Raw genomic sequence first — 20,725 nt, 5'->3', positions numbered from 1 at the left:
ATTGAACACAGTCTTTAAGCGAATAGGCAAAATAATAATCCGTGCCAATCCGTGAAATCCGTGTTAACTTTTACCCATAAAAAAATCCGTCTCATGAACCACGAGACGGATTTTCTTTTAAATGCAGGATTGGATTATTTCACCAAAGTCATTTCATCCACAATATTTTTTGCACCAGAGTATTTTTCAATCACCCATAATACATAACGAATATCAACATTGATGGTTCTTTGCAAATTCTTATCAAAGATTACATCACCAGCCATCGCTTCAATATTGCCATCGAAAGCCAAACCAATCAATTCGCCTTTACCGTTCAAAACAGGTGAACCAGAATTTCCTCCCGTAATGTCATTATCCGTCAAGAAATTCACGTGCATCGATCCGTCTTTATCAGCAAATCTTCCGTAATCTTTGGCTTTGTTCATTTCTATAACACGCATTGGCATATCAAATTCTTCGTCGCCTTTTTTGTATTTTTTCACCATACCATCCATCGTAGTATAGTTATTAATTTTAGCATCATTACGTTTATCCGCAGGTAAAGCACGAACTTTTCCGTAAGTCAAACGCAAGGTTGAATTCGCATCCGGATATTTAATCGTACCCAATTTCGATTCTCTCAAACCTTCCACCAACAAACGGAAACCAGCACCATAATCATTCTGTGCTTTAGCAATCGCATCCGATTTCGAATTGATGTGCGTAATCATATCATTAGACAAAGTATAAATCGGGTCGTTATCCAAAACCGATTGCATCGGATAATCTAAGAACGCTTTAATTTTATCAACCGAAGTTAAGATACTCATATCGATAGCAGCACTAGCGTATTTTGTAAAATCATTGTTGTTTTCTTTAGCCAATTTATCAACCATTGGTGCAATCGCATAACCTGTAGATTTCGTAGCATACAATTTCAATTGCGCCGCCAACAAATCTTTTTCAGCAGGAATATACAATTCTTTAAACATTTCTTCAGCAGCTTCAGTGATTACAGGAGCCAATTCTTTACGTTTTGCAGCATCGGCTTTAGCGTAAGTATCCAATTGCTTTCCGATGGTTCTACCAATCGTACCAAACGCTGTCGTTCTGAATAATTGTTGCAAATAGTTGTCGTGACGTGCTTTCTCATTCGTTAAGCTGTAAAACTTATTGATGTTCGTAATCACATTACCATATTTTGCTTTATTCGCTGATTGATTCGCCCATTTGTCGAACTTAGCTTCTTGTGCTGCTTTCGATTTTGCAGTACCAAACTTCGTCAACGCATCAATCATTCCTTGGCGATTTTTCCAGTAATTCGCAGTTCCTGCATATTTTGAAGCATACACCAAACGCAACGCTGCGCTTTGATCCATATATTTCTTCATATTATCCATTCCGGTTTTGGCACCTTCCACCCAAGCAGGATAAGAAAACTTCACGTTTTGCTCGATTCCACCCGCTGGCATCCAACGATTGGTTCTTCCGGGATATCCTAAAATCATCGCGAAATCGCCTTCTTTCACTCCAGCCAAATTCACTGGCAAATAGTGTTTTGGTTGCAATGGTACATTGTTTTCAGAATAATCTGCAGGATTTCCGTCTTTGTCAGCATACACTCTAAACATCGAGAAATCTGCCGTATGACGTGGCCATTCCCAGTTGTCAGTATCGCCTCCAAATTTTCCTAAACTTTCTGGTGGAACGCCAACCAAACGAACGTCTTTATAATCTTGGTATACGAAATAGTAGTATTCATTGCCTTGAAAAAACGAACGCACAGAAACCGTATATTTCCCACCTTCATTATTTTCTTTTTCGATCAAAGCAATCTCTTGATTCACTGCTTTTTCTCTTTCAGCTTCGGTCATCTTATCGTTGACTTTAGCCAAAATTCTTTTAGAAACATCATCCATACGCACGAAGAAACGCACGTACAAACTCGATGGTTTTTTCTCAGCTTTGCGATTCTCAGCCCAATAACCATCTTTAAGATAATTCTTGTCCGCTGTCGATAATTCCGCTACAGCATCATAACCGCAGTGGTGATTCGTCAGTACCAAACCGTCTTTCGAAATCAATTCGGCTGTGCAACCGCCATTGAATTGTACGATAGCATCTTTCAAACTGTGGTGGTTGATGCTGTAGATTTCTTCTGCAGTCAGTTGCAACCCCATTTTCTGCATGTCGCGGTGATTCAAACGTTCGATGAACATCAAAAACCACATGCCCTCGTCTGCTTTCACACTCATTGGCAAAAGCATGATCCCGACGATCAAGGATAAAATAATTTTTTTCATTGTATAAATTGGTATAAGTTAGTAAAGTGAGATAATAGTAGAAAAAAGCTGTCGTTTGTTACATCGACACAACACCAATCTCAAATCGTGCCTGCGAATATAAAGCATTTTTCAAAATTCTGAAAGGAAGTTCGTGAAAACTAAAACGTTGTAGTTGATTTTTTATATGATTTAAATTTGGGCGAATGGCCGGGCTATCCACTAAATTTTTTACGCCGAACGCCGGCGCAAAAAGATACCGTTGCTATCCCTATCGCGAAATCGGTTAAGTTGAAGTTTCAATAAATAAAAAATCCAAATCGCGGTGGCTAATGACAAAAATCAATTAATATTTATTATCAAATTCTAATTCAAACCCATCAAATCCTAATTCACAACTCTTTTTTGCTAGTAAAACTTAGTATCTTTAAAATTCTAAATCAGAACAACATGAAAAAAAATATCTTATTATTCACCCTGTTTTTTGTTTCCTTGCTCCAAGCCCAAAACCAAGCTGCGGTTGATTTGTCTTTTAATCATAGGGATGATTTGCCTATGTTCAATCTTAACGTAGATCAAACAATTACACAACCAGACGGAAAGATTTTAGCCATCGGTGGTTTTACTGTATATTATAAATACAATGACATCTACGAAAGCTACATTGATAATGTTTGTTCCCGAATCGTGAGGCTAAACACCGATTTAACTATTGATCCTACTTTTAACACGGGTCTAGGATTCATAACAGTAGGGTCTGGTGCTGATTACGAGGTTGTAAAAACCATGGCATTACAATCCGATGGAAAAATCTTAGTTGGAGGACGATTTACTTCTTATAACGGGACACCTATTGCCAAGATCATTCGCTTAAACAGTGATGGAAGTATTGACAATTCGTTTAGCAATTCCGGAATTTTCGTTTCAGAAGGCTTTATATCGAATATTAAAATTCAACCCGACAATAAAATAATCGTTGCTGGCGCTATGTTAAACGCTTCCGGAAATGTGTTAGTTCGATTGAATGCTGATGGAAGTTTAGACAACTCGTTTACAAATCCTACCAGCTTTGTTGGTCAATTTAATGGTTTTGATACCATCCACCTATTGCCTGACGGGAAAATTCTTGTTGGCGGATACGTAGATGTCACACGCAGACTATACTTGCTCAATGACGATGGAAGTTTAGACACCACGTTTAATATGGGATTGTCAAATTTCATTTCTGTAATTGTACAGCCCGATAATAAGATTTTAATTGTACAAAAAGGCAGCTCGATAGCTGATGACACTATAATCAGATTAAACAGCAACGGAACCGTAGATCCTACTTTTAATATAGGAACGGGCTTTAAGCGAACGGCAAATCCAGGTTTTATAGGCCGTATCGATTTACAACCAAACGGAGATATTATTGTATGTGGAAGTTTTGACAAATACAATGAAATTGCCGTTAAGAATCGTGTAAGAATCAATAGCAACGGCATGTTTGACCCAACGTTTAATTATCAAAATATTGATAACGATGACCGTCTTACTTATGTCCAATCACAACCTGACGGTTCTATTTTAGCCAGTCTTTATATTAATTCGCCTGACACTGTTATCCGTTATTGCTTTACTCGTTTGGATGCAAATGGTTACATCATCGAGAATAAACACCTCATCACTACAACGAAAGTCAATAAAATCGTTAAAAAATCGAATACCGAAATCATGGCCATAGGCAGCAGCGATTTTTCATTCAATCTTTATCATAACGGCATCAAACTGCTTAACCAAAATGGCGAACTTGTTTACAACGACAATTTAAAAACACCACTAAATGCAAACAATGGTGTAAGCACTGCCAAAGTGCAACCTGACGGCAAAGTATTATTCATCGGAAAACTTCCACAAAACCCTAATGGAAACCTGATGCGTTTCAATGCCGATTTTTCTACTGATTCATCTTTTAATTTGGATGCTAGTCTGACTTCGCTGACTTTCAAAGAACTTAATCTGCAATCCGACGGGAAAATTTTAATCAGTTCTAAAGGATTGGTGTCGGGAAATAATACTAACCGTGTAGTAAGGGTCAACGGTGATGGATCAATAGATTCTTCTTTTTCTTTAGGACAAGGTTGTTCCGGTTTAACTGCAGAAATTAAAGCCATCGAAATCCAATCCGACGGAAAAATTCTTATATGCGGCTTATTCACTGTTTATAATGGCGTTACTAAAAATGGTATTGTTCGCTTGAATGCCGACGGAACCACCGACAGTAATTTCAATATGCCCAATATCGATTTTTTTGCACGTACTGTTGATGCCATGGCCATTCAATCCGATGGGAAAATAATTGTAGGGGTATATGGAACCGGTATATACCGATTAAACACTAATGGAAGTCTCGATTTGTCTTTCAATGCAGTAATAACTGGAAATGCTACCTTTAATACGATTGCGCTACAAGCTGATGGTAAAATTTTAATGGGTGGTGCATTCGATAGCAGCAATGGAAGTCATGCTATTGTCCGATTAAATAGTAATGGAACTACAGACACATCGTTTGATGCAGGCACAGGATTTAATGAAGAAGTCTATTCAATCCTAATAGAAAATGATGGAAGAATATTAGTTGGTGGTAACTTTACAAAATACAACGGAGAATATTGCAATGGCGTAATCCGACTTAACGGCACGGCAACTTTAAGCACAACCCAAAACGAATTCGATTCCCTATCTTTTTCAGTATACCCAAATCCGGCGAAAGACGTTTTGAATATCTTTAAAAAAGAAGGCGTCGAAATCAAGGCTGTCGAAATTTTTAATTTACTCGGACAAAGAATCAAAAACGTTTCAAATGCAACGGAAACTAATACAATTGATGTTTCACAATTGAAATCAGGAACTTACATTCTAAAGATATATTCCGATAAAGGAATATCGAATACGAAGTTCATCAAATTATAAATGAAAAAGCCTCATCAAATGATGAGGCTTTTTTTATGATTTATATTGACCAATTACTCATTCAACATCTGCCACAACTTATCCTTCAACTCCGTCAACCCTTGCTGAGCCACAGAAGAAATAAACAAATAAGGAATGTTTTTAAAATCTTTATCGAGTTGAATCTTAAGCTCCGCTTTGAGTTCATCATCAAGCATATCACATTTTGAAATCACAAGCATGCGTTCTTTATCAAGCATTTCGGGATTGTATTTTGTGAGTTCATTCACGAGAATATCATACTCGGCTCTAATATCGGGTGTATCCACAGGAACTAAAAACAACAGTGTCGAATTCCGTTCAATATGACGTAAAAAGTAATGTCCCAAACCTTTGCCTTCCGCTGCACCTTCAATGATTCCGGGAATATCGGCAATCACAAACGATTGAAAATCACGATAAGCAACAATACCCAAATTGGGTTTCAAAGTCGTAAACGGATAATCGGCAATTTTCGGTTTCGCAGATGTCAAAACAGAAAGTAATGTCGATTTTCCTGCATTCGGAAATCCGACCAAACCTACATCGGCCAACACTTTAAGTTCAAGCACGACATCCATTTCCAAACCCGGTAAACCCGGCTGTGCATAACGTGGCGTTTGATTCGTCGAGCTTCTGAAATGCCAGTTGCCCAATCCGCCTTTTCCGCCTTGTGCCAAGACACGTTTTTCTCCGTCTTCAGTGATTTCAAATAAAATTTCGTTGGTTTCTTTATCGCGCACTACGGTTCCGAGTGGCACTTCAATAAATTTATCATCGCCATCGGCTCCGGTACTTCTGTCGCCACCACCATCGCCACCATGTCCGGCTTTGATGTGTCGTGCGAATTTCAAATGGAATAAGGTCCACAATCCTTTGTTGCCAACCAAAAATACGTGCCCGCCACGACCGCCATCACCACCATCTGGACCACCTTTTTCAATGAATTTTTCACGGTGTAAATGCGTTGATCCTTTTCCGCCTTTTCCTGACGAAACATATATTTTTACGTAGTCTACAAAATTTCCTTCTGTCATTTTTTTAGTTATTGGTTGTAGGTTGTAAGTTATAGGTTACTACTATTAGAAACCTATAACTTACAACCTACAACAATTTTAACCCCGCAGGGATTTCACCATCACCTTATCGATCTTCACGCCATCCATATCGATGACTTCGAGTTCAAATTTTTGCCAAATCAGTTTTTCGCCTTGCTTCGGAATATGCGACAATTCGGTCATGATTAAACCGCTTACCGTTGTTACTTCATAATCATTAATCAAATCATCAAGATCGAAATACGTTTAGAAATCGTGCAGCGAATAATGTCCGTCAACGAGCCAGCTTCCGTCTTCACGAGCCACAAGTTGAAAATCGTCTTTATAAAATTCTGACGCATCTCCAACCAAAGCTTCTAAAATATCATTGAGTGTAATCACACCTTGAAAAATACCATACTCATCAGACACAAATGCATAATGAACACTACTTTTCTTAAACCTTTCGAGCGCTTTATAAGCTGTGGTTTGTTCCATCATGAAAGGTGCTTCGGTCATAATATCGGCAAGATTGAAATTGTCTTTTTCAAAATGCGCAAATATATTTTTAAGATTCACAACGCCAACAATGTCATCGTAATTGTCTTGGTAAACCGGATAAATCGAATGCAGTTCTTTGAGCATTAATTCGCGAACTTGATTTTTATCCGCTTCCAATGGCAGAAACACAACCGTATTGCGATGCGTCATCAACGAATTGACTTTACGATCACCAATATGAAAAACGCGTTCCACAATATCTTGCTCGATTTCTTGTACTTCTCCGCCTTCGGTGCCTTCTTTAATAATGGCTTTGATTTCTTCTTCGGTGACTTTCCCATCGGCTGAAGGCGTGATGCGAAATATTTTTAATAGAAACTCGGTCGATATCGTTAGCAACCAGATGAATGGTGCGGTGATTATAGAAATTATTTTCATCGGCATGGCTACCGCTTTAGCGATACCTTCGGGATGATTCAACCCGATGCGTTTGGGTAATAATTCGCCAAGCACTAACGAGAAAAAAGTTAGAATAACCACGACTACAGCTACAGCAATTGAATGCGAATAGGGTTTTAAACTTTCAAAACCACTCACAAAAGTTTGCACTGAAATCGTAATCGAATCGCCACTAAAAATACCGGTAAGTATTCCGATTAACGTGATTCCGATTTGCGTGGTCGACAATAATTTATTGGGTGAATTCGCCAAATCTAAAGCAATCTTGGCGCCTTCATGTCCTTTTTTGGCTGCTGTTTCCAAACGGTTTTTGCGCGCGGAAATCAGTGCGATTTCGGACATCGAAAATACGCCGTTGAGTAGGATTAGAAAAAGGATGATGAGTATTTCCAAAGTTTTTTTGTTGAATCGTTTGGTTGTGTAATCGTTGAATCGTGTAACTGTTGAGTCTTACAGTCTTATAATCTCGAAATCTTCTAATTTCCGTGACTAGCCCGGATGGCAGTGGTTATCCTTTGGCGCCGTTGTTCGGCGACAAAGATAGGAACGTACAGCCGGAACAGCTCCTAAAAATGTTATAAATTATCAATAACAGCACTCAAACGCTGTGTAATTTCTTCTATCGAACCGATGCCATCGACGGCGTGGAATTTTCCTTGCGCTTGGTAATAATGCATCAATGGTGCTGTTTTCTGGTTGTATTCTTCGTAGCGATTTCTGATTTTTTCTTCGTCTTGATCGTCAGGTCTTCCTGAAGTTTTGCCACGTTCTAAAAGTCTTTGTACCAAAATTTCGTCATTGGCTTCGAGTGCAATCGTCGCGGTGATGCTTTGTTCTTTTGAAACCAAAAACACGTCTAAAGCTTCGGCTTGCGCGATGGTTCTTGGGAAACCGTCGAATAGGAAACCACTTGACTGTGGGTTTTTGTCGACTTCACTTTGCAGCATTTGAATCGTAACTGCATCGGGAACCAAATCACCTTTGTCCATGTAGGTTTTGGCGAGCATGCCCAATTCCGTTTCGTTTTTGATGTTGTATCTGAAAATATCGCCCGTTGATAAATGCGTCAGATTGTATTTCTCTTTTAAAAATTCAGCTTGTGTGCCTTTTCCCGCACCTGGTTTTCCGAAAAGAACGATGTTGATCATATTTTTAAGTTGCTGAGCCACTAAGTTGCTGAGTGACTGAGTTATTATTCTGCTAGTTGGTATATGTCTTTTAGGTTTCTGCCGTGTCCGTCATAATCTAAACCGTAACCGACGATGAATTTGTCCGGAATTCGGATACCAACGTAATCGAGTTTGATGTCTTTTTTATACGCGTCGGGTTTTAAGAATAAAGTGGCGATTTTGAAATGTTTTACTTTTTTCTCTTTGAAAATGGCTTTTAATGTTTCGATGGTGTTGCCTGTATCGACGATGTCTTCTATAACAACAACGGTTTTGCCTTCGAGATTTTGGTTGAGACCGATGAGTTCTTTGACTTCGTTTGTAGATGTTGTACCTTCATACGACGCCATTTTGACGAAACTCACTTCGCACATACCGCGATAATGTTTCATCAGATCGGCCATGACCATGAATGCACCGTTGAGTACACCAATGAATACAGGTACATCGTCGAAAAAATCATCATCCATTTGTTTGGCCATGTTGGCGATTGCAAATTCAATTTCTTCAGCCGAGATGAACGGAACAAATTGTTTATCGTGGAGTTGTATCATTTTATGAATTTTGAATAAGGTGCAAATTTACACAAGTATTGAGTATCAAGTAGCAAGTATTTTGACTTTTTTGCAAATTTGATATATTTACAAAATGGATATGATTTTTTTCAACCGAATCGCCGTGAGTAATGCCAGTACGAATTGTCGCAATGGTATTCGAGATTATGTGTTGAAAAATCCGAATTTGTTGCCTGAATTAATTCAATTCGGAACCGATTTGCCCAACAAAAACCACTACAAAGCCGTTTGGATTATCGAAATGCTCGCGGAACACAACACCAAAATATTGATTCCTTTTATTGATACGATTTGTGAAACGATTTCGCATTACAAACACGAATCAGCAATCCGCGGTATGTCACGCGTGGCTTATTTTCTAAGCACATCCAAAGCCATTACATTGACCGAAAATCAAAAAGAAAAACTCATCGAAATTTGCCTCGATTGGCTTATTGGCGATGCAAAGGTCGCTCCGAAAGCTTATGCTATGTATGCGTTGAGTCATTACGCTCAAAAAAAAGATTGGATTAAAGAGGAACTGCGCAACATCATTGATAAAGATTACCTCACACAATCCGCAGGATATAAAGCTGCTGCAAGAGAAGTTTTAAAACAAATCAACCGACATTAATTATCAATTATCAATTGTTAATTATCAATTGATATATATCTTTGTGCCACACAACTACAATACCATGAACTATTTCTCTTCCGATTTCAAATTGGGCATACTAGGCGGCGGACAACTCGGCAAAATGATGTTGGCTGAAACCCGAAAATGGGACATCCAAACTTTTGTGCTCGACCCTAGTGAAGATGCTCCATGCAAGATGGCCTGCAACCAATTTTTCAAAGGCGATTTGATGGATTTTGAAACGGTTTACAACTTCGGAAAACAAGTCGATGTATTAACATTTGAAATCGAACTCGTCAATGTCTATGCACTCGAGAAATTAGAATTTGAAGGTGTCCAGGTTTATCCTACTCCGAGAACTTTACGCAAAATTCAAAACAAAGGCGTTCAGAAAAGTCTATATCAAACTCATAATATTCCAACTGCTGATTTCAAAATCTTTGAAAATCTCGACAATCTCACCCGAGCCCTAGGCGAATTGAGCGAAGCTAAATCTGAAATCTTAAATCTAAAATTTCCTTTCGTCTGGAAGTGCACCGAATACGGTTACGATGGTTATGGCGTAAAAGTCATACGCGAAGCTTCCGATTTAGAGACACTTCCCAATACTGAATGCATCGCTGAAGAAATGATTCCATTTAAAAACGAGCTTGCAGTCATCGTAGTTCGCAATGTTTCTGGTGACATCAAAACCTATCCCGTTGTTGAAATGGAATTCCATCCCGAAGCCAACCAAGTAGAATACGTCATTTGCCCGGCACGTATCGATGACAAAGTCGCACAAAAAGCTACTGAAATTGCATTGAAAGTAGCCGAAGTTTTTGAACCCGTAGGATTACTCGCCGTCGAAATGTTTCAAACGCAAAACGACGACATCATAGTTAACGAAGTGGCACCTCGCCCACACAATTCAGGACATTATTCGATTGAAGCCAGTTACACCTCACAATTCGAAAACCACTTGCGTGCGATTCTGAATTTGCCGTTAGGAAATACCGAAAGCAAAGTCGCCGGAATTATGGTTAATCTTGTCGGTGAAGCCGGTTTCTCAGGCAATGTCATCTACGAAAACATCGATAAAATTTTAAATATCAACGGCGTCACACCACATATTTACGGAAAAAAACAAACTCGCCCGTTCCGCAAAATGGGTCACGTGACGATCGTCAACGAGAATATGAATGAAGCGCGAAAAATTGCTGAGCAAGTCAAAAGTACGATTCGGGTTATCAGTGACAATCCAAAAATCTAATAATCTAACCTTCTAATAATCCAAACATGAAAGTAGCCATCGTCATGGGAAGTATCTCCGACATGCCCATCATGCAAGAAGCCATCGACATCCTCAAAAGTTTCGACATCGAAACCGAAGTCGATATTGTTTCCGCACACCGAACGCCAGAAAAACTATTCGATTTCAGCAAAACCGCACACACCAAAGGTATCGCTGTGATAATCGCAGGAGCTGGCGGTGCCGCACATTTACCCGGAATGGTCGCCTCGATGTCGCCATTGCCTGTCATTGGAGTGCCAGTAAAATCAAGCAATTCGATTGACGGTTGGGACAGCGTGCTCTCGATTCTGCAAATGCCCGGTGGTGTTCCCGTTGCGACAGTCGCATTAAATGGCGGAAAAAATGCCGGAATTCTGGCGGCTCAAATCATCGGATGTCACGATAAGAACATTCAAAATAAAATCATCCAATACAAAGAAAGTTTGAAAGACAGCGTCAATGCGTCGTCAGATAATCTTAAAAAATAGATTGTAAGACTGTAAGATTATTAGATTCGATCTTACAGTCTTACAATCTTAAAGTCTTAAAATCCATTTAACAATCCATGAACATACTCACCCAAAAATTCCAAACACCGTTCGATACCGCGCCGTTTTCACAAATCAAAAATGAAGATTTCCTACCTGCTTTTCAAGAAGGTATCGCTTCAGCCAAAGCCGAAATCGACGCGATTGTCAACAATCCTGAAGCACCAACTTTCGAAAACACCATAAAAGCCTTAGCTTTTAGCGGTGATACTTTAGATCGGATTTCGAATATTTTCTTCAACTTACATTCAGCAGAAACCAATGACGAATTGCAACAAATCGCGCAGGAAGTTTCGCCATTGTTGTCAGAATTCAGCAATGACATTCGCCTCAACGCTGAATTGTTTGCCAAAGTAAAAGCGGTTTACGAGCAAAAAGAAAAACTAAACTTGACACCGGAACAAACCACATTACTCGATAAAAACTACAAAAGCTTTTCACGAAACGGTGCCAATTTGCCAGAAGATAAAAAAGACCAACTGCGTGAAATCGACAAAGCATTATCGATGCTGAGTTTGCAATTCGGCGAAAACGTATTGACAGAAACCAACGCTTTCCAAATGCATCTCACAGATCAAAAAGATTTAGCAGGTTTGCCCGAAGGCGCGATTGAAGCCGCGCGTTCACTAGCCAAAAGTCAGGACCAAGAAGGTTGGATTATCACACTAGATTATCCAAGTTATATTCCTTTTGTGACTTATGCCGACAACCGTGAATTGCGCAAAAAAATGGCGATTGCATTTGGCGCCAAGGCTTTTCAAAATAATGAATATGACAATCAAGACATTGTGCTCAAAATTGCCAAACTGCGTTTCGAAAGAGCGAATCTGTTAGGCTATAAAACCCACGCGCATTTCGTTCTCGAAGAACGCATGGCAGAAAATCCCGAAAAAGTAACATCTTTTTTGAGCGATTTATTAGCGAAAGCCAAACCCGCAGCTGAGCGTGAATTCAAACAACTGGCACAATTCGCCAAAGATCTTGACGGTATCGAGCAACTCGAAAAATGGGACGGCGCCTATTATTCCGAAAAACTAAAACAACAATTGTACAATCTCGATGATGAAAAATTGAAACCTTATTTTCAATTGGAGAAAGTGTTGGCAGGTGCATTTACAGTCGCGCAAAAGCTCTACGGATTGACCTTTACTGAAATCTTCAACATCGATAAATACCACGAAGAAGTTACGACGTATGAAGTTAAAGATGAAAACGGTAATCTAGTTTCTATTTTCTACGCCGATTTTTTCCCAAGAAAAGGCAAACGCAACGGTGCTTGGATGACTTCGTTCAAATCGCAATATATTAAAGACGGTGTGAACGAGCGTCCGCATATTTCTAATGTTTGCAATTTTACTAAACCCACAGAAACAAAACCTTCACTATTGACATTTAATGAAGTCACGACCTTATTTCACGAGTTCGGCCACGGATTGCACGGCATGTTAGCCAACACAATATATCCGAGTTTATCGGGAACTTCTGTTTATTGGGATTTTGTGGAATTGCCAAGTCAAATCTTGGAAAACTGGTGTTACGAAGCTGAAGCATTAGCGTTGTTCGCAACACATTACGAAACCGGCGAAATGATTCCAATGGAACTCGTGGAGAAAATCAAAGAAAGTGCGAGTTTCCAAGAAGGCATGGCGACGATGCGCCAACTCAGTTTTGGGTTGCTTGATATGGGCTGGCACGGACAAGATCCGACTAAGATTACCGATGTAAAAACTTTTGAAACCGAGCAATTCGCTGCGACTCAATTGTATCCTGAAGTGAAGGAAAATGCGATGAGTACTGCTTTTTCTCATATTTTTCAAGGCGGTTATTCTTCGGGTTACTACAGTTACAAATGGGCTGAAGTTCTCGATGCTGATGCGTTTGATTATTTTAAAGAAAAAGGCATTTTCAATAAGGAAGTTGCTACGAAGTTTAAGGATAATGTGTTGTCGAAAGGTGGCACCGAAGCGCCGATGGTTTTGTATAAACGATTTCGTGGGCAGGAACCCAAACCCGAAGCTTTGTTGAAACGCGCGGGATTGGTTTAGATTATTCGATTGTTGGATTGTTGGATTTTAAGACTGTAAGATTCTAGGATTCTTCGTGGCCGCGTTAGGGATGGCAGCATTTGTCTGAGCTCTTTTTGTGCTGTGGTTCAGCGCAAAAAAGCGAGTGTGGACAGCCCGACCGTAGGGAACGCCCTAAAAAAAATGTGCATCCGAAAATACTATCGAATGCACATTGAAAATTGACACGGACAGATTTAGGCAGTACAATTGAAGAACGGATCCCACCAAAAATATTGCATCGGTGCGCCGCCTATTGAAACTCCGATTTTGATTTGATAGGTGCAATTTCCCTGTACTATTGCTGTGCCCATCCATTGATAAGATGATCCTGCGGGTTGCTCAGTAGGCCATCCGAAGTCTCCGAATATGTTTGTTCCGTCGGAAATTTCGAAACCAACAATTGCTACGGTATCGCCTTGGTTTCCAGCGGCATCTATTGGGAAGGCATTGAAAGCGATTCCGAAACCTGCTGTAACATCGGTTACAAGTTCGAGTCCACCTTCATTGGTGCTACCGCCTTCTACGTTATTGTCCATCATATACACGCCTACTCCTGCATAAGAGCCTGAAGTTTGACTGTATATGTAAGCCGTATCGATTGCCAGATTGATTACTCTTGCCGGCATAATGGTGCTTGATACGAATGGCGAATTTGTTTTATTATTCATGATTTTAGTTTTTAAAGGTTATTGATGTTAATTGACAGGTGCTACCGGTGTGATTGTAACAGGCAAAGTGACTGTAATGGAATTCCCTGAGCCATTATAACTGAATGCGATGTTAGAATTCACGTTTCCGTTAACGGTTGTCGTAGTAAGTTGCCCAGTGAAAGTGTTTGGAAGACCCGCAACCGGAGCTGGCGGGACGTTCCATCCTGATTCTACGCCGATGTTGGTTATTGTAAAATCGCCATTGTATTGTGGGTCGATGGGTAAAACCGTCCAGCATACATTCGTTCCGGTAGTTACGGTAGTAGATAAATTTGCAGTTCCCATTCCCGTAGTTACTGACTGAGGCGTTATGTTGCATACGGCGTAACATCCGGTTGTAGTGTTTTGTTGTAGTGCATTGACATCTACCCATACTTGGATAAACGTGGTGCAATTGCTTGTACTTATTGACATGATTATTAAAGTTTTGTTTCCTTACTCGTTTGGCTTTTCAGGTTTCGCCCCGTTTTTTTGTGGGTTCTGGACTCCACTGCATTGGTAAATATTACATTCTCGTAATCGCCGTTACAAATGGTTTCCCAACTAAAGGCTTGAAAATATGAACAATGACTTCTTCTGTGAGTATCCATTCCGCATAGTTGGCGGTACATTTGTAGCGGTAGTTCATTCCAGCTACCAATTGTCTGGAGACTGCTTCAGGGGTATACAACACGATAGGGCTTACGTGTACCGCTTCATCAAAAATTTGTTTATCTTCTTTTGAAAGCGGGCCGTATTTTGACCATCCTCCCGGAAGTCCTTCATTTACTTTTTGTTTTGAATTTGACATCACTTAAAATTTAAATAGTTGCTCTTACTCGTATGGCTTTTCAGATTACGCCCCGTTTTTTCTGGTTTTCAGGCTCCACTCTATGCTTTAACTAAGGTTATTTACCAAGAAAAAAGCACACCGCTTCCTTTGTAAATCGTTTTTCCGAACGCCTCAACATCGATTTTGTAATCAATCTTGTTGCCATTCAATGTCAAGTCAACCTGTGCTTTTGCGATTCCCATGCTTCCGCCCAATTGTACAGTCGGATGCGCTCTGTTTATAGTTGCCTGTCCGATGACAACACCATATAAAAGAACAGTAACCTGAACTTGTGGTATTGATAAATCGAGATTGTAATTGATCGTAAGTGGCCCGAATGATTTTGAACCGCTGATAAAATTTCCCAATTCGGCATGATTTACCGGATAAAGATTCATTGTGTTTGAAGTACTCATGATAATTGTTTTTTAAATTCCTTACTCGTGTGGCTTTTCAGGTTACGCCTCGTTTTTAATGGTTTCTGAACTCCATTGTCATCATTCGGGTTGATTTCTTCGGGCAACGTTTATTGATCATGAAACACATGTGGGTTTGTTGCGATAAGAAATTCATTTTGAACGATTGACAAGAAATAATAATGCTAGCTTCATTTGATTTCTACAGTAAAACTACATGAGATGCCCACTCAAAAGGAGCAAAATGTCATGAGGCAACCAAGCGCTGCCATGAGTAATCTATAATGAGTCATAAGAAAATTGGGCAAAAAAAAATCGTCCGGATTGGGACGAATTGAGAAGCCATAAAACCAACACTTATTTCAGGATGCGAAACTTGTTGATGAAATCTTTGTAGGTATCGCTAAGCATCACTTTATGGTTTCCTTTTAGAATGATAAGGTTATCCGCAACCTGTACTTCGATGATTTTATCTGTGTTAACGATATAGTTTCGATGTGTTCTCTGGAATTTTGCGGAATCCAACAGTTCGAGAATTTTAGTCAGTGAAATCTGAATCACAAACTTTTCACTTTCAGTAATAATATTGCAATATCGTTCTTCGACTTCTATGTAAACAATATCGGTAATTAGGGTTTTCTTTAACGCATTTTTCTTTTTGATGAACAAGTAATCTTTGCTCATGACTGCATTCTGGTTTTCGACCGAAAGCGCTTTCGATTCGTTGTAAAATTTCTCAACCGCCATTTCTATGGCATAGAGGATTTCGAGTTCATTAAAAGGTTTCATTAAAAAACTAAACGGATGGGTGAGTTTGGCCCTTTCAAAAATCTGTCGATCTTTCGAAAAAGTCAGGAATACAAATGGTTTGGAAGCATTAGGAACAATATTAATCGTTTCTGCGAATGCAATTCCGTCGGGTTTTCCATCGAGAAAAATATCAATGATTACAATATCAACCGGTTGATTGTAGAATAGATGCAGCGCTTCGTTGAATGTCGAGGCAATTCCGACAACATTGTAATTATTTTGAATAAGTACTTCTTTCAATTGATCACTTTCCGCTTTGGTGTCCTCAATAATAAGTACGTTAATGCTATCCATAACTATGCGTTTACAGGTAAATATACAATTATTTTTGTACCTACATTGATGGCACTTTCAATAGCTAATTTTCCGCCGTTTTTTTGAATTAGGGATTTACAGAGTTGCATGCCCAAACCAGTTCCTGCGTTGATACCAGCTTTATTTTCAGCGATAGAAAATGTGTCTCTCAAGAGTTCATCAATGACTTCTTGCGACATTCCTATGCCGGTATCTTCAACAACGACTTCATGAAACTGATTGTCAAAATTCCTTAGATAAATGGAAATCGCATCATCGGGCTTTGAAAACTTAATAGCATTATCTAACAAGTTCCGCAAAACAATCTTAATAGAATCGAGATCCACAAAAACCATGACCTCTTTCTTCACTTTATTTTCGAAACGAATGTTTTTATCGTGCATCAACGGTACGTAACTATGCACAGCCTGTTCGACAATCATAAACAAACGATGCGATTCCTGATGAAAGTAATCTTGTTTGGTTTGAAGTATCGCCCAATGCAGCAGATTGTCTAATAAACTATAAGCACCATTGGCAATCATCGAATTGTTGTGAAGCTGCTTATCAAGTTCGCTATAATTTTTAGAGTTGAGACTTTCCTGCAATTTATTATTACTCGTTTTCAGTGCATTCACAGAAGATCTCAAATCATGGCTAACGATAGAGAACAAGCGGTCTTTGGTGGCGTTCAATCCGTCTAATGCCGTTTTTTGGGAAAGTATGATTTTGTTGCTTTTTATTTTTTGCCTGTAAAAATAAATGCCGGTTCCAAACAATGCGAGTAATAACACCGACGAATAGAAAAGGCCATTGCGTTGGGTTTCGCGGATTTTGTTTTTGGCCTCGAGCAATGAAATTTCTTTCTGCTTCTGGCCCACGATGTATTTCTTTTCGAGTTCAGCAATTGCCCAGACTTTGTTTTGATCGTTGAGGGAATCTTTCCAGGTTTCGTATTCTTTGCGGTATATCAATGAAAGTGGAAGGTTTTTTCGGTTTTCTTCGACGACGGCCATGTTTAAAGCTGTAGCCTGTTTCAACTCAAAGTTTTGCGTTTTCTTGGAAAGTTTGTAGGCTTTTTCAAAGTAGGGAATGGCTTTGGCATCTTGATATTGCTCGTAATACAGGTTGGCAATGTCCATATACGTACCTATAACTCTGATTGTATCTTTTTCTTTTTCCTGCAACACAATACTTTTAGATAAGTATGCTTCTGCCCTGTCGAATTGTTTAAGATGCAAATAACAAATTCCTATATTGTGGTAAATTGGGGATTTGCTGTTAATATAATCCGATAATTTATCGATTTCCAAAAAGCAAGACAAAGCTTTTTTATAATCGTTTTGTTGCAATGCAATGTCGCCTATTGTTGCTTTTACTATATTATACAATTCAAACTTTTTAGAAATCAATCCAGATTCTTTTAAAGCTTCATTATAGAGTTCCTTTTCTTTAAAGCTAAACAATCTTAAATAATGCGAAAAATCATTTATTTCGCGAAGATTTCTTTCTTCTCGCAACTGACGCATCGAGTAGACTAAAGTAGAATCCCATTTGCTTTCAATAAAAAAAAGACATGCTTTTTTAAAATTTTTTTCACTAGAAAAAGTAACGGACTTTTTTTCAATAATGTGATTGACAAAAAACCTTTTGTCCTCCTTTTGTGAAAAAACTGAAATAATCGAACACAGGTTAATCAGAAAAATGAATTGTTTTTGTTTCATTTGCTAACACCAATTGAAAAGAGATATCAGGTTGCTGACGATTGCACAATAGTAACCGTTCCTCTCGAAGTTTTCGGATCTGCATTACCATTATAAACTTTAATTTCTTGCTGAACGAACGGCTGATTCGGCGCAGCAAAATACCAGACTCTATAATCGGTATCCGTATCTGCAACTGCAAAATATAAAGCATAATAATCTCCCGTAATTTGATTTACCCACAACTGTGGAGGCGTCTTTTCATCAGATCTTTGAAAAACCGTAATCCGTAACATAAAAGTATTGGTCTTTTTGTCGTAATTCGCAGTGGTCATTGGTGCTACAGGATCGCCAATCATCTGTATCGCATTCTTGGTAATATTTCCTATCGGTACTGGTGTTATATCTTTAAGCTCTATGTAGCCTGCCAATGGTGTTGGATTGTTTAATGTCATGATGTAATGTATTTAAGTTAATAATAAAAATTACTGCTGCATTTCGTATGGATTTTTTATAATCTTTTTGAGAAAAGACTGAAAATACAGAGGAAATACTTATTAAAACAGCTAAACGGGTTTGTCTCATTAAGTCTATTAATGTGCTGATGGTATTACTGTAGTTACCGTTCCCCTCGAAGTTTTCGGATCTAAATTGCAATTGAAAACTTTAATCTCTTTCTTTACGAACGGCTGATTTGCTGCTGCAAAATACCACGCATTATAGGTTTCTACCGTGACTTTTTCATCTGCAAAATAGGTAACATAATAATCCCCTGTACTTTCATCGATGCAAAGTTCAGGCGCTTTCTCTTGATTCGTTTCCTGAAAAACCGTAATCCGCAACATAAAAGTTTTGTTTTCAATATTATTATAATTTGCGGTAGTCATTGGTGCGACAGGATCACCAATCATTTTTATATTGTCTTTAGAAATATCGCCTAGCAGTATTGGTATGGCATTTAGAACAGGTTTCAATGTTGGCAGTGTTTGGTTACTTTGTCCCATGATATTGTTTTTTTTTAGTTAATTTATAAAACCACTGGTATTTTAACTTCTTCAGATCGCAATAAAAGTAATATTTATCTTTAACAAATGAAGCATTAATCGTTAAAATTTGACAACCAATGAGTTACAATTAATAAAAATACGTCCTGAAGCTACGCGTTAATTGCCTTTTTGATGTAAAATTGCTTTAAATTCTATCCACAAACAGTACCACCAAAAACCAAAATATCGGAATGCTTTCTGCCCAAAACGACGTATAATATTTTGATCGGTTTTCGTTGGCGAACCATAGGAAAAGTGCCAATGTGATGACCAAAACTACATTGACGATGAGTTGTGAAATTTCAATTTTGAGCTTTAGAAATTCGAGGAAATAGAAGATGATTAGCAGTATGATTCCAATAATTTTCGTACGCTTCACGCCCATTTTTTGAGGTACGGTTTGCAGATTCGGATCGTCATTTTTAAGATCGATGATTTCGAAAATGGTAATCAATACGAACAATAATAGAAACCTTTGCAGGCATTTCCAATAGAAATCTGAAGTGAGATTGATACCGGAATCTAAAACCGGTAGCATCAGCGTAACACCAACCCAACATAAGGAGACGATATATATTTTGATGCCCGTCCAATTTCGGGCATTTCTCGTGTTTGGAAAAAATGGAAGCGTATATAATAACGTCAGCGCCAGAAACGCAATTGAAACCACTTGCGTGATGCGTTCGAGTTTATAAAAAGAAATCGCGGCGCCAATAAAAGCTATAAAACTCAACACAGCAATCGCAATCAAATGACTTCCCATATTGATTTTTTTGGTTCTGGCTAATGCGTCGTACTTCACGAAATTATAGCCGACAATGGTTCCGAAAAAAGCGAAATTGGGCATATGTTGGCTGTCTTCAATTTGAAACATATGCTGTGTCATTCGAACCAGCGCGTAACACGACAAGGCGACGTGAATGCTGCTGTCTAGATAGAAATCGAAAAGTCGCTTTGGGATGGTCATACAACAAAATTAGTCAAAGTGTTAATAAGAACGTTTTTTAGTTGAAAAATTAGTCGAAATGAAAGGTTAAAGACCGTCTTTTTTTGAGAATAATCCATAAATTTGTGCATCAAAAAAAACACGCAATACCTACCGATACTTTTATGAAAACAGACGCTTTTGCTTTACGACACATTGGACCAAGAGAAGAAGATGTACCCCAGATGCTTAAAACCATTGGTGTGGCATCGATAGAACAGTTGATTTATGAAACTTTGCCTGATGAAATCCGTCTCAAAGCGCCATTGAATTTAGATCCTGCGATGACGGAATATGAGTTTGCGAACCATATTCAACAATTGGGAAACAAGAATAAAATGTTCCAAACTTATATCGGATTGGGGTACCACCAGTGCATTGTTCCGGCGGCAATTCAGAGAAATGTATTTGAAAACCCGGGTTGGTATACCGCTTATACGCCCTACCAAGCCGAAATTGCACAAGGAAG

At 38.8% G+C, this 20,725-nt stretch carries 18 protein-coding genes and 2 pseudogenes; 6 read left to right on the top strand and 14 right to left on the bottom strand.

What is annotated here, in order from left to right; all coding sequences use genetic code 11:
- Positions 1-134: 134 nt before the first annotated feature.
- Entirely contained in the window at positions 135-2,285 is a 2,151-nt protein-coding gene (locus tag RMO03_RS00585) for a S46 family peptidase (RefSeq protein WP_309640132.1), read from the bottom strand.
- 429 nt (positions 2,286-2,714) lie between these two features.
- Between RMO03_RS00585 and RMO03_RS00580 the strand changes: the two genes are divergently transcribed.
- The gene (locus RMO03_RS00580) at positions 2,715-5,219 is read left to right on the top strand and encodes a T9SS type A sorting domain-containing protein (protein WP_309640131.1); all 2,505 of its coding nucleotides are present in this window, start codon (positions 2,715-2,717) and stop codon (positions 5,217-5,219) included.
- A 53-nt stretch (positions 5,220-5,272) separates the two neighbouring features.
- Here RMO03_RS00580 and obgE read toward each other — a convergent pair whose 3' ends face one another.
- The 4 genes and pseudogenes from obgE to hpt form a co-directional block, all read right to left on the bottom strand.
- On the bottom strand, positions 5,273-6,274 hold the full coding sequence (gene obgE / locus RMO03_RS00575) for a GTPase ObgE (protein WP_309640130.1): 1,002 nt from the start codon (positions 6,272-6,274) through the stop codon (positions 5,273-5,275).
- A 78-nt stretch (positions 6,275-6,352) separates the two neighbouring features.
- Positions 6,353-7,627: pseudogene (locus RMO03_RS00570) on the bottom strand (hemolysin family protein).
- Between the two features lie 182 nt (positions 7,628-7,809).
- Positions 7,810-8,382: an adenylate kinase gene (locus RMO03_RS00565; protein ID WP_309640129.1), complete on the bottom strand. Its 573-nt coding sequence runs from the start codon at positions 8,380-8,382 to the stop codon at positions 7,810-7,812.
- Positions 8,383-8,426: 44 nt separating this feature from the next.
- Positions 8,427-8,957 carry a hypoxanthine phosphoribosyltransferase gene (hpt, locus tag RMO03_RS00560; protein WP_309640128.1) on the bottom strand — a complete coding sequence of 177 codons (531 nt, stop codon included), beginning with the start codon at positions 8,955-8,957 and terminating at the stop codon, positions 8,427-8,429.
- A gap of 100 nt (positions 8,958-9,057) precedes the next feature.
- Here hpt and RMO03_RS00555 point away from each other — a divergent pair, with 100 nt between their 5' ends.
- The 4 genes from RMO03_RS00555 (at position 9,058) to RMO03_RS00540 (ending at position 13,460) form a co-directional block, all read left to right on the top strand.
- Positions 9,058-9,591: a hypothetical protein gene (locus tag RMO03_RS00555; RefSeq protein ID WP_309640127.1), complete on the top strand. Its 534-nt coding sequence runs from the start codon at positions 9,058-9,060 to the stop codon at positions 9,589-9,591.
- A 64-nt stretch (positions 9,592-9,655) separates the two neighbouring features.
- Positions 9,656-10,846 carry a 5-(carboxyamino)imidazole ribonucleotide synthase gene (locus RMO03_RS00550; protein ID WP_309640126.1) on the top strand — a complete coding sequence of 397 codons (1,191 nt, stop codon included), beginning with the start codon at positions 9,656-9,658 and terminating at the stop codon, positions 10,844-10,846.
- A gap of 26 nt (positions 10,847-10,872) precedes the next feature.
- The gene (gene purE / locus RMO03_RS00545; RefSeq protein ID WP_309640125.1) at positions 10,873-11,355 is read left to right on the top strand and encodes a 5-(carboxyamino)imidazole ribonucleotide mutase; all 483 of its coding nucleotides are present in this window, start codon (positions 10,873-10,875) and stop codon (positions 11,353-11,355) included.
- A gap of 77 nt (positions 11,356-11,432) precedes the next feature.
- Positions 11,433-13,460, top strand: a complete 2,028-nt coding sequence (locus RMO03_RS00540; protein ID WP_309640124.1) for a M3 family metallopeptidase — start codon at positions 11,433-11,435, stop codon at positions 13,458-13,460.
- Between the two features lie 215 nt (positions 13,461-13,675).
- On the opposite strand, the gene RMO03_RS00535 is transcribed toward RMO03_RS00540, so the two are convergent.
- The 9 genes from RMO03_RS00535 to RMO03_RS00495 all read right to left on the bottom strand — a co-directional run bounded on the left by RMO03_RS00535 (position 13,676) and on the right by RMO03_RS00495 (position 20,238).
- The gene (locus RMO03_RS00535) at positions 13,676-14,149 is read right to left on the bottom strand and encodes a hypothetical protein (protein ID WP_309640123.1); all 474 of its coding nucleotides are present in this window, start codon (positions 14,147-14,149) and stop codon (positions 13,676-13,678) included.
- A gap of 27 nt (positions 14,150-14,176) precedes the next feature.
- A complete protein-coding gene (locus RMO03_RS00530; RefSeq protein WP_309640122.1) occupies positions 14,177-14,605 on the bottom strand; it encodes a hypothetical protein in 429 nt (142 codons plus the stop codon).
- 91 nt (positions 14,606-14,696) lie between these two features.
- Complete coding sequence (locus tag RMO03_RS00525; protein WP_309640121.1) at positions 14,697-14,984, bottom strand: hypothetical protein; 288 nt, start codon at positions 14,982-14,984, stop codon at positions 14,697-14,699.
- A 98-nt stretch (positions 14,985-15,082) separates the two neighbouring features.
- Positions 15,083-15,418 (bottom strand): hypothetical protein, encoded by a 336-nt coding sequence (locus tag RMO03_RS00520; protein WP_309640120.1) that lies wholly within the window; start codon positions 15,416-15,418, stop codon positions 15,083-15,085.
- A gap of 357 nt (positions 15,419-15,775) precedes the next feature.
- Positions 15,776-16,522 (bottom strand): response regulator transcription factor, encoded by a 747-nt coding sequence (locus RMO03_RS00515; RefSeq protein ID WP_309640119.1) that lies wholly within the window; start codon positions 16,520-16,522, stop codon positions 15,776-15,778.
- A 2-nt stretch (positions 16,523-16,524) separates the two neighbouring features.
- Positions 16,525-18,246 carry a tetratricopeptide repeat-containing sensor histidine kinase gene (locus RMO03_RS00510; RefSeq protein WP_309640118.1) on the bottom strand — a complete coding sequence of 574 codons (1,722 nt, stop codon included), beginning with the start codon at positions 18,244-18,246 and terminating at the stop codon, positions 16,525-16,527.
- 26 nt (positions 18,247-18,272) lie between these two features.
- Entirely contained in the window at positions 18,273-18,680 is a 408-nt protein-coding gene (locus RMO03_RS00505) for a hypothetical protein (protein WP_309640117.1), read from the bottom strand.
- A gap of 138 nt (positions 18,681-18,818) precedes the next feature.
- The gene (locus RMO03_RS00500; protein WP_309640116.1) at positions 18,819-19,229 is read right to left on the bottom strand and encodes a hypothetical protein; all 411 of its coding nucleotides are present in this window, start codon (positions 19,227-19,229) and stop codon (positions 18,819-18,821) included.
- A gap of 187 nt (positions 19,230-19,416) precedes the next feature.
- Positions 19,417-20,238 (bottom strand): hypothetical protein, encoded by an 822-nt coding sequence (locus RMO03_RS00495; RefSeq protein ID WP_309640115.1) that lies wholly within the window; start codon positions 20,236-20,238, stop codon positions 19,417-19,419.
- Positions 20,239-20,381: 143 nt separating this feature from the next.
- Here RMO03_RS00495 and RMO03_RS00490 point away from each other — a divergent pair.
- Positions 20,382-20,725 (top strand): annotated as a pseudogene (locus tag RMO03_RS00490) (glycine dehydrogenase (aminomethyl-transferring)); the annotation flags it as partial.

It is taken from the genome of Flavobacterium sp. (assembly GCF_031411595.1).
Classification (GTDB): domain Bacteria; phylum Bacteroidota; class Bacteroidia; order Flavobacteriales; family Flavobacteriaceae; genus Flavobacterium.
The sequence above is the reverse complement of the archived record's forward strand: the minus strand, read 5'-3'. Positions and strand labels throughout refer to the sequence as shown.

What these genes read in the sequence shown, in the direction of transcription:
- RMO03_RS00580 (WP_309640131.1), top strand. Translation starts at nt 2,715, where the DNA reads ATGAAAAAAAATATCTTATTATTCACCCTGTTTTTTGTTTCCTTGCTC.
- RMO03_RS00530 (WP_309640122.1), bottom strand. Translation starts at nt 14,605, where the DNA reads ATGTCAATAAGTACAAGCAATTGCACCACGTTTATCCAAGTATGGGTA.
- obgE (WP_309640130.1), bottom strand. Translation starts at nt 6,274, where the DNA reads ATGACAGAAGGAAATTTTGTAGACTACGTAAAAATATATGTTTCGTCA.
- RMO03_RS00540 (WP_309640124.1), top strand. Translation starts at nt 11,433, where the DNA reads ATGAACATACTCACCCAAAAATTCCAAACACCGTTCGATACCGCGCCG.
- RMO03_RS00515 (WP_309640119.1), bottom strand. Translation starts at nt 16,522, where the DNA reads ATGGATAGCATTAACGTACTTATTATTGAGGACACCAAAGCGGAAAGT.
- purE (WP_309640125.1), top strand. Translation starts at nt 10,873, where the DNA reads ATGAAAGTAGCCATCGTCATGGGAAGTATCTCCGACATGCCCATCATG.
- RMO03_RS00535 (WP_309640123.1), bottom strand. Translation starts at nt 14,149, where the DNA reads ATGAATAATAAAACAAATTCGCCATTCGTATCAAGCACCATTATGCCG.
- RMO03_RS00520 (WP_309640120.1), bottom strand. Translation starts at nt 15,418, where the DNA reads ATGAGTACTTCAAACACAATGAATCTTTATCCGGTAAATCATGCCGAA.
- RMO03_RS00585 (WP_309640132.1), bottom strand. Translation starts at nt 2,285, where the DNA reads ATGAAAAAAATTATTTTATCCTTGATCGTCGGGATCATGCTTTTGCCA.
- RMO03_RS00550 (WP_309640126.1), top strand. Translation starts at nt 9,656, where the DNA reads ATGAACTATTTCTCTTCCGATTTCAAATTGGGCATACTAGGCGGCGGA.
- RMO03_RS00510 (WP_309640118.1), bottom strand. Translation starts at nt 18,246, where the DNA reads ATGAAACAAAAACAATTCATTTTTCTGATTAACCTGTGTTCGATTATT.
- hpt (WP_309640128.1), bottom strand. Translation starts at nt 8,957, where the DNA reads ATGATACAACTCCACGATAAACAATTTGTTCCGTTCATCTCGGCTGAA.
- RMO03_RS00495 (WP_309640115.1), bottom strand. Translation starts at nt 20,238, where the DNA reads ATGACCATCCCAAAGCGACTTTTCGATTTCTATCTAGACAGCAGCATT.
- RMO03_RS00500 (WP_309640116.1), bottom strand. Translation starts at nt 19,229, where the DNA reads ATGGGACAAAGTAACCAAACACTGCCAACATTGAAACCTGTTCTAAAT.
- RMO03_RS00505 (WP_309640117.1), bottom strand. Translation starts at nt 18,680, where the DNA reads ATGACATTAAACAATCCAACACCATTGGCAGGCTACATAGAGCTTAAA.
- RMO03_RS00555 (WP_309640127.1), top strand. Translation starts at nt 9,058, where the DNA reads ATGATTTTTTTCAACCGAATCGCCGTGAGTAATGCCAGTACGAATTGT.
- RMO03_RS00565 (WP_309640129.1), bottom strand. Translation starts at nt 8,382, where the DNA reads ATGATCAACATCGTTCTTTTCGGAAAACCAGGTGCGGGAAAAGGCACA.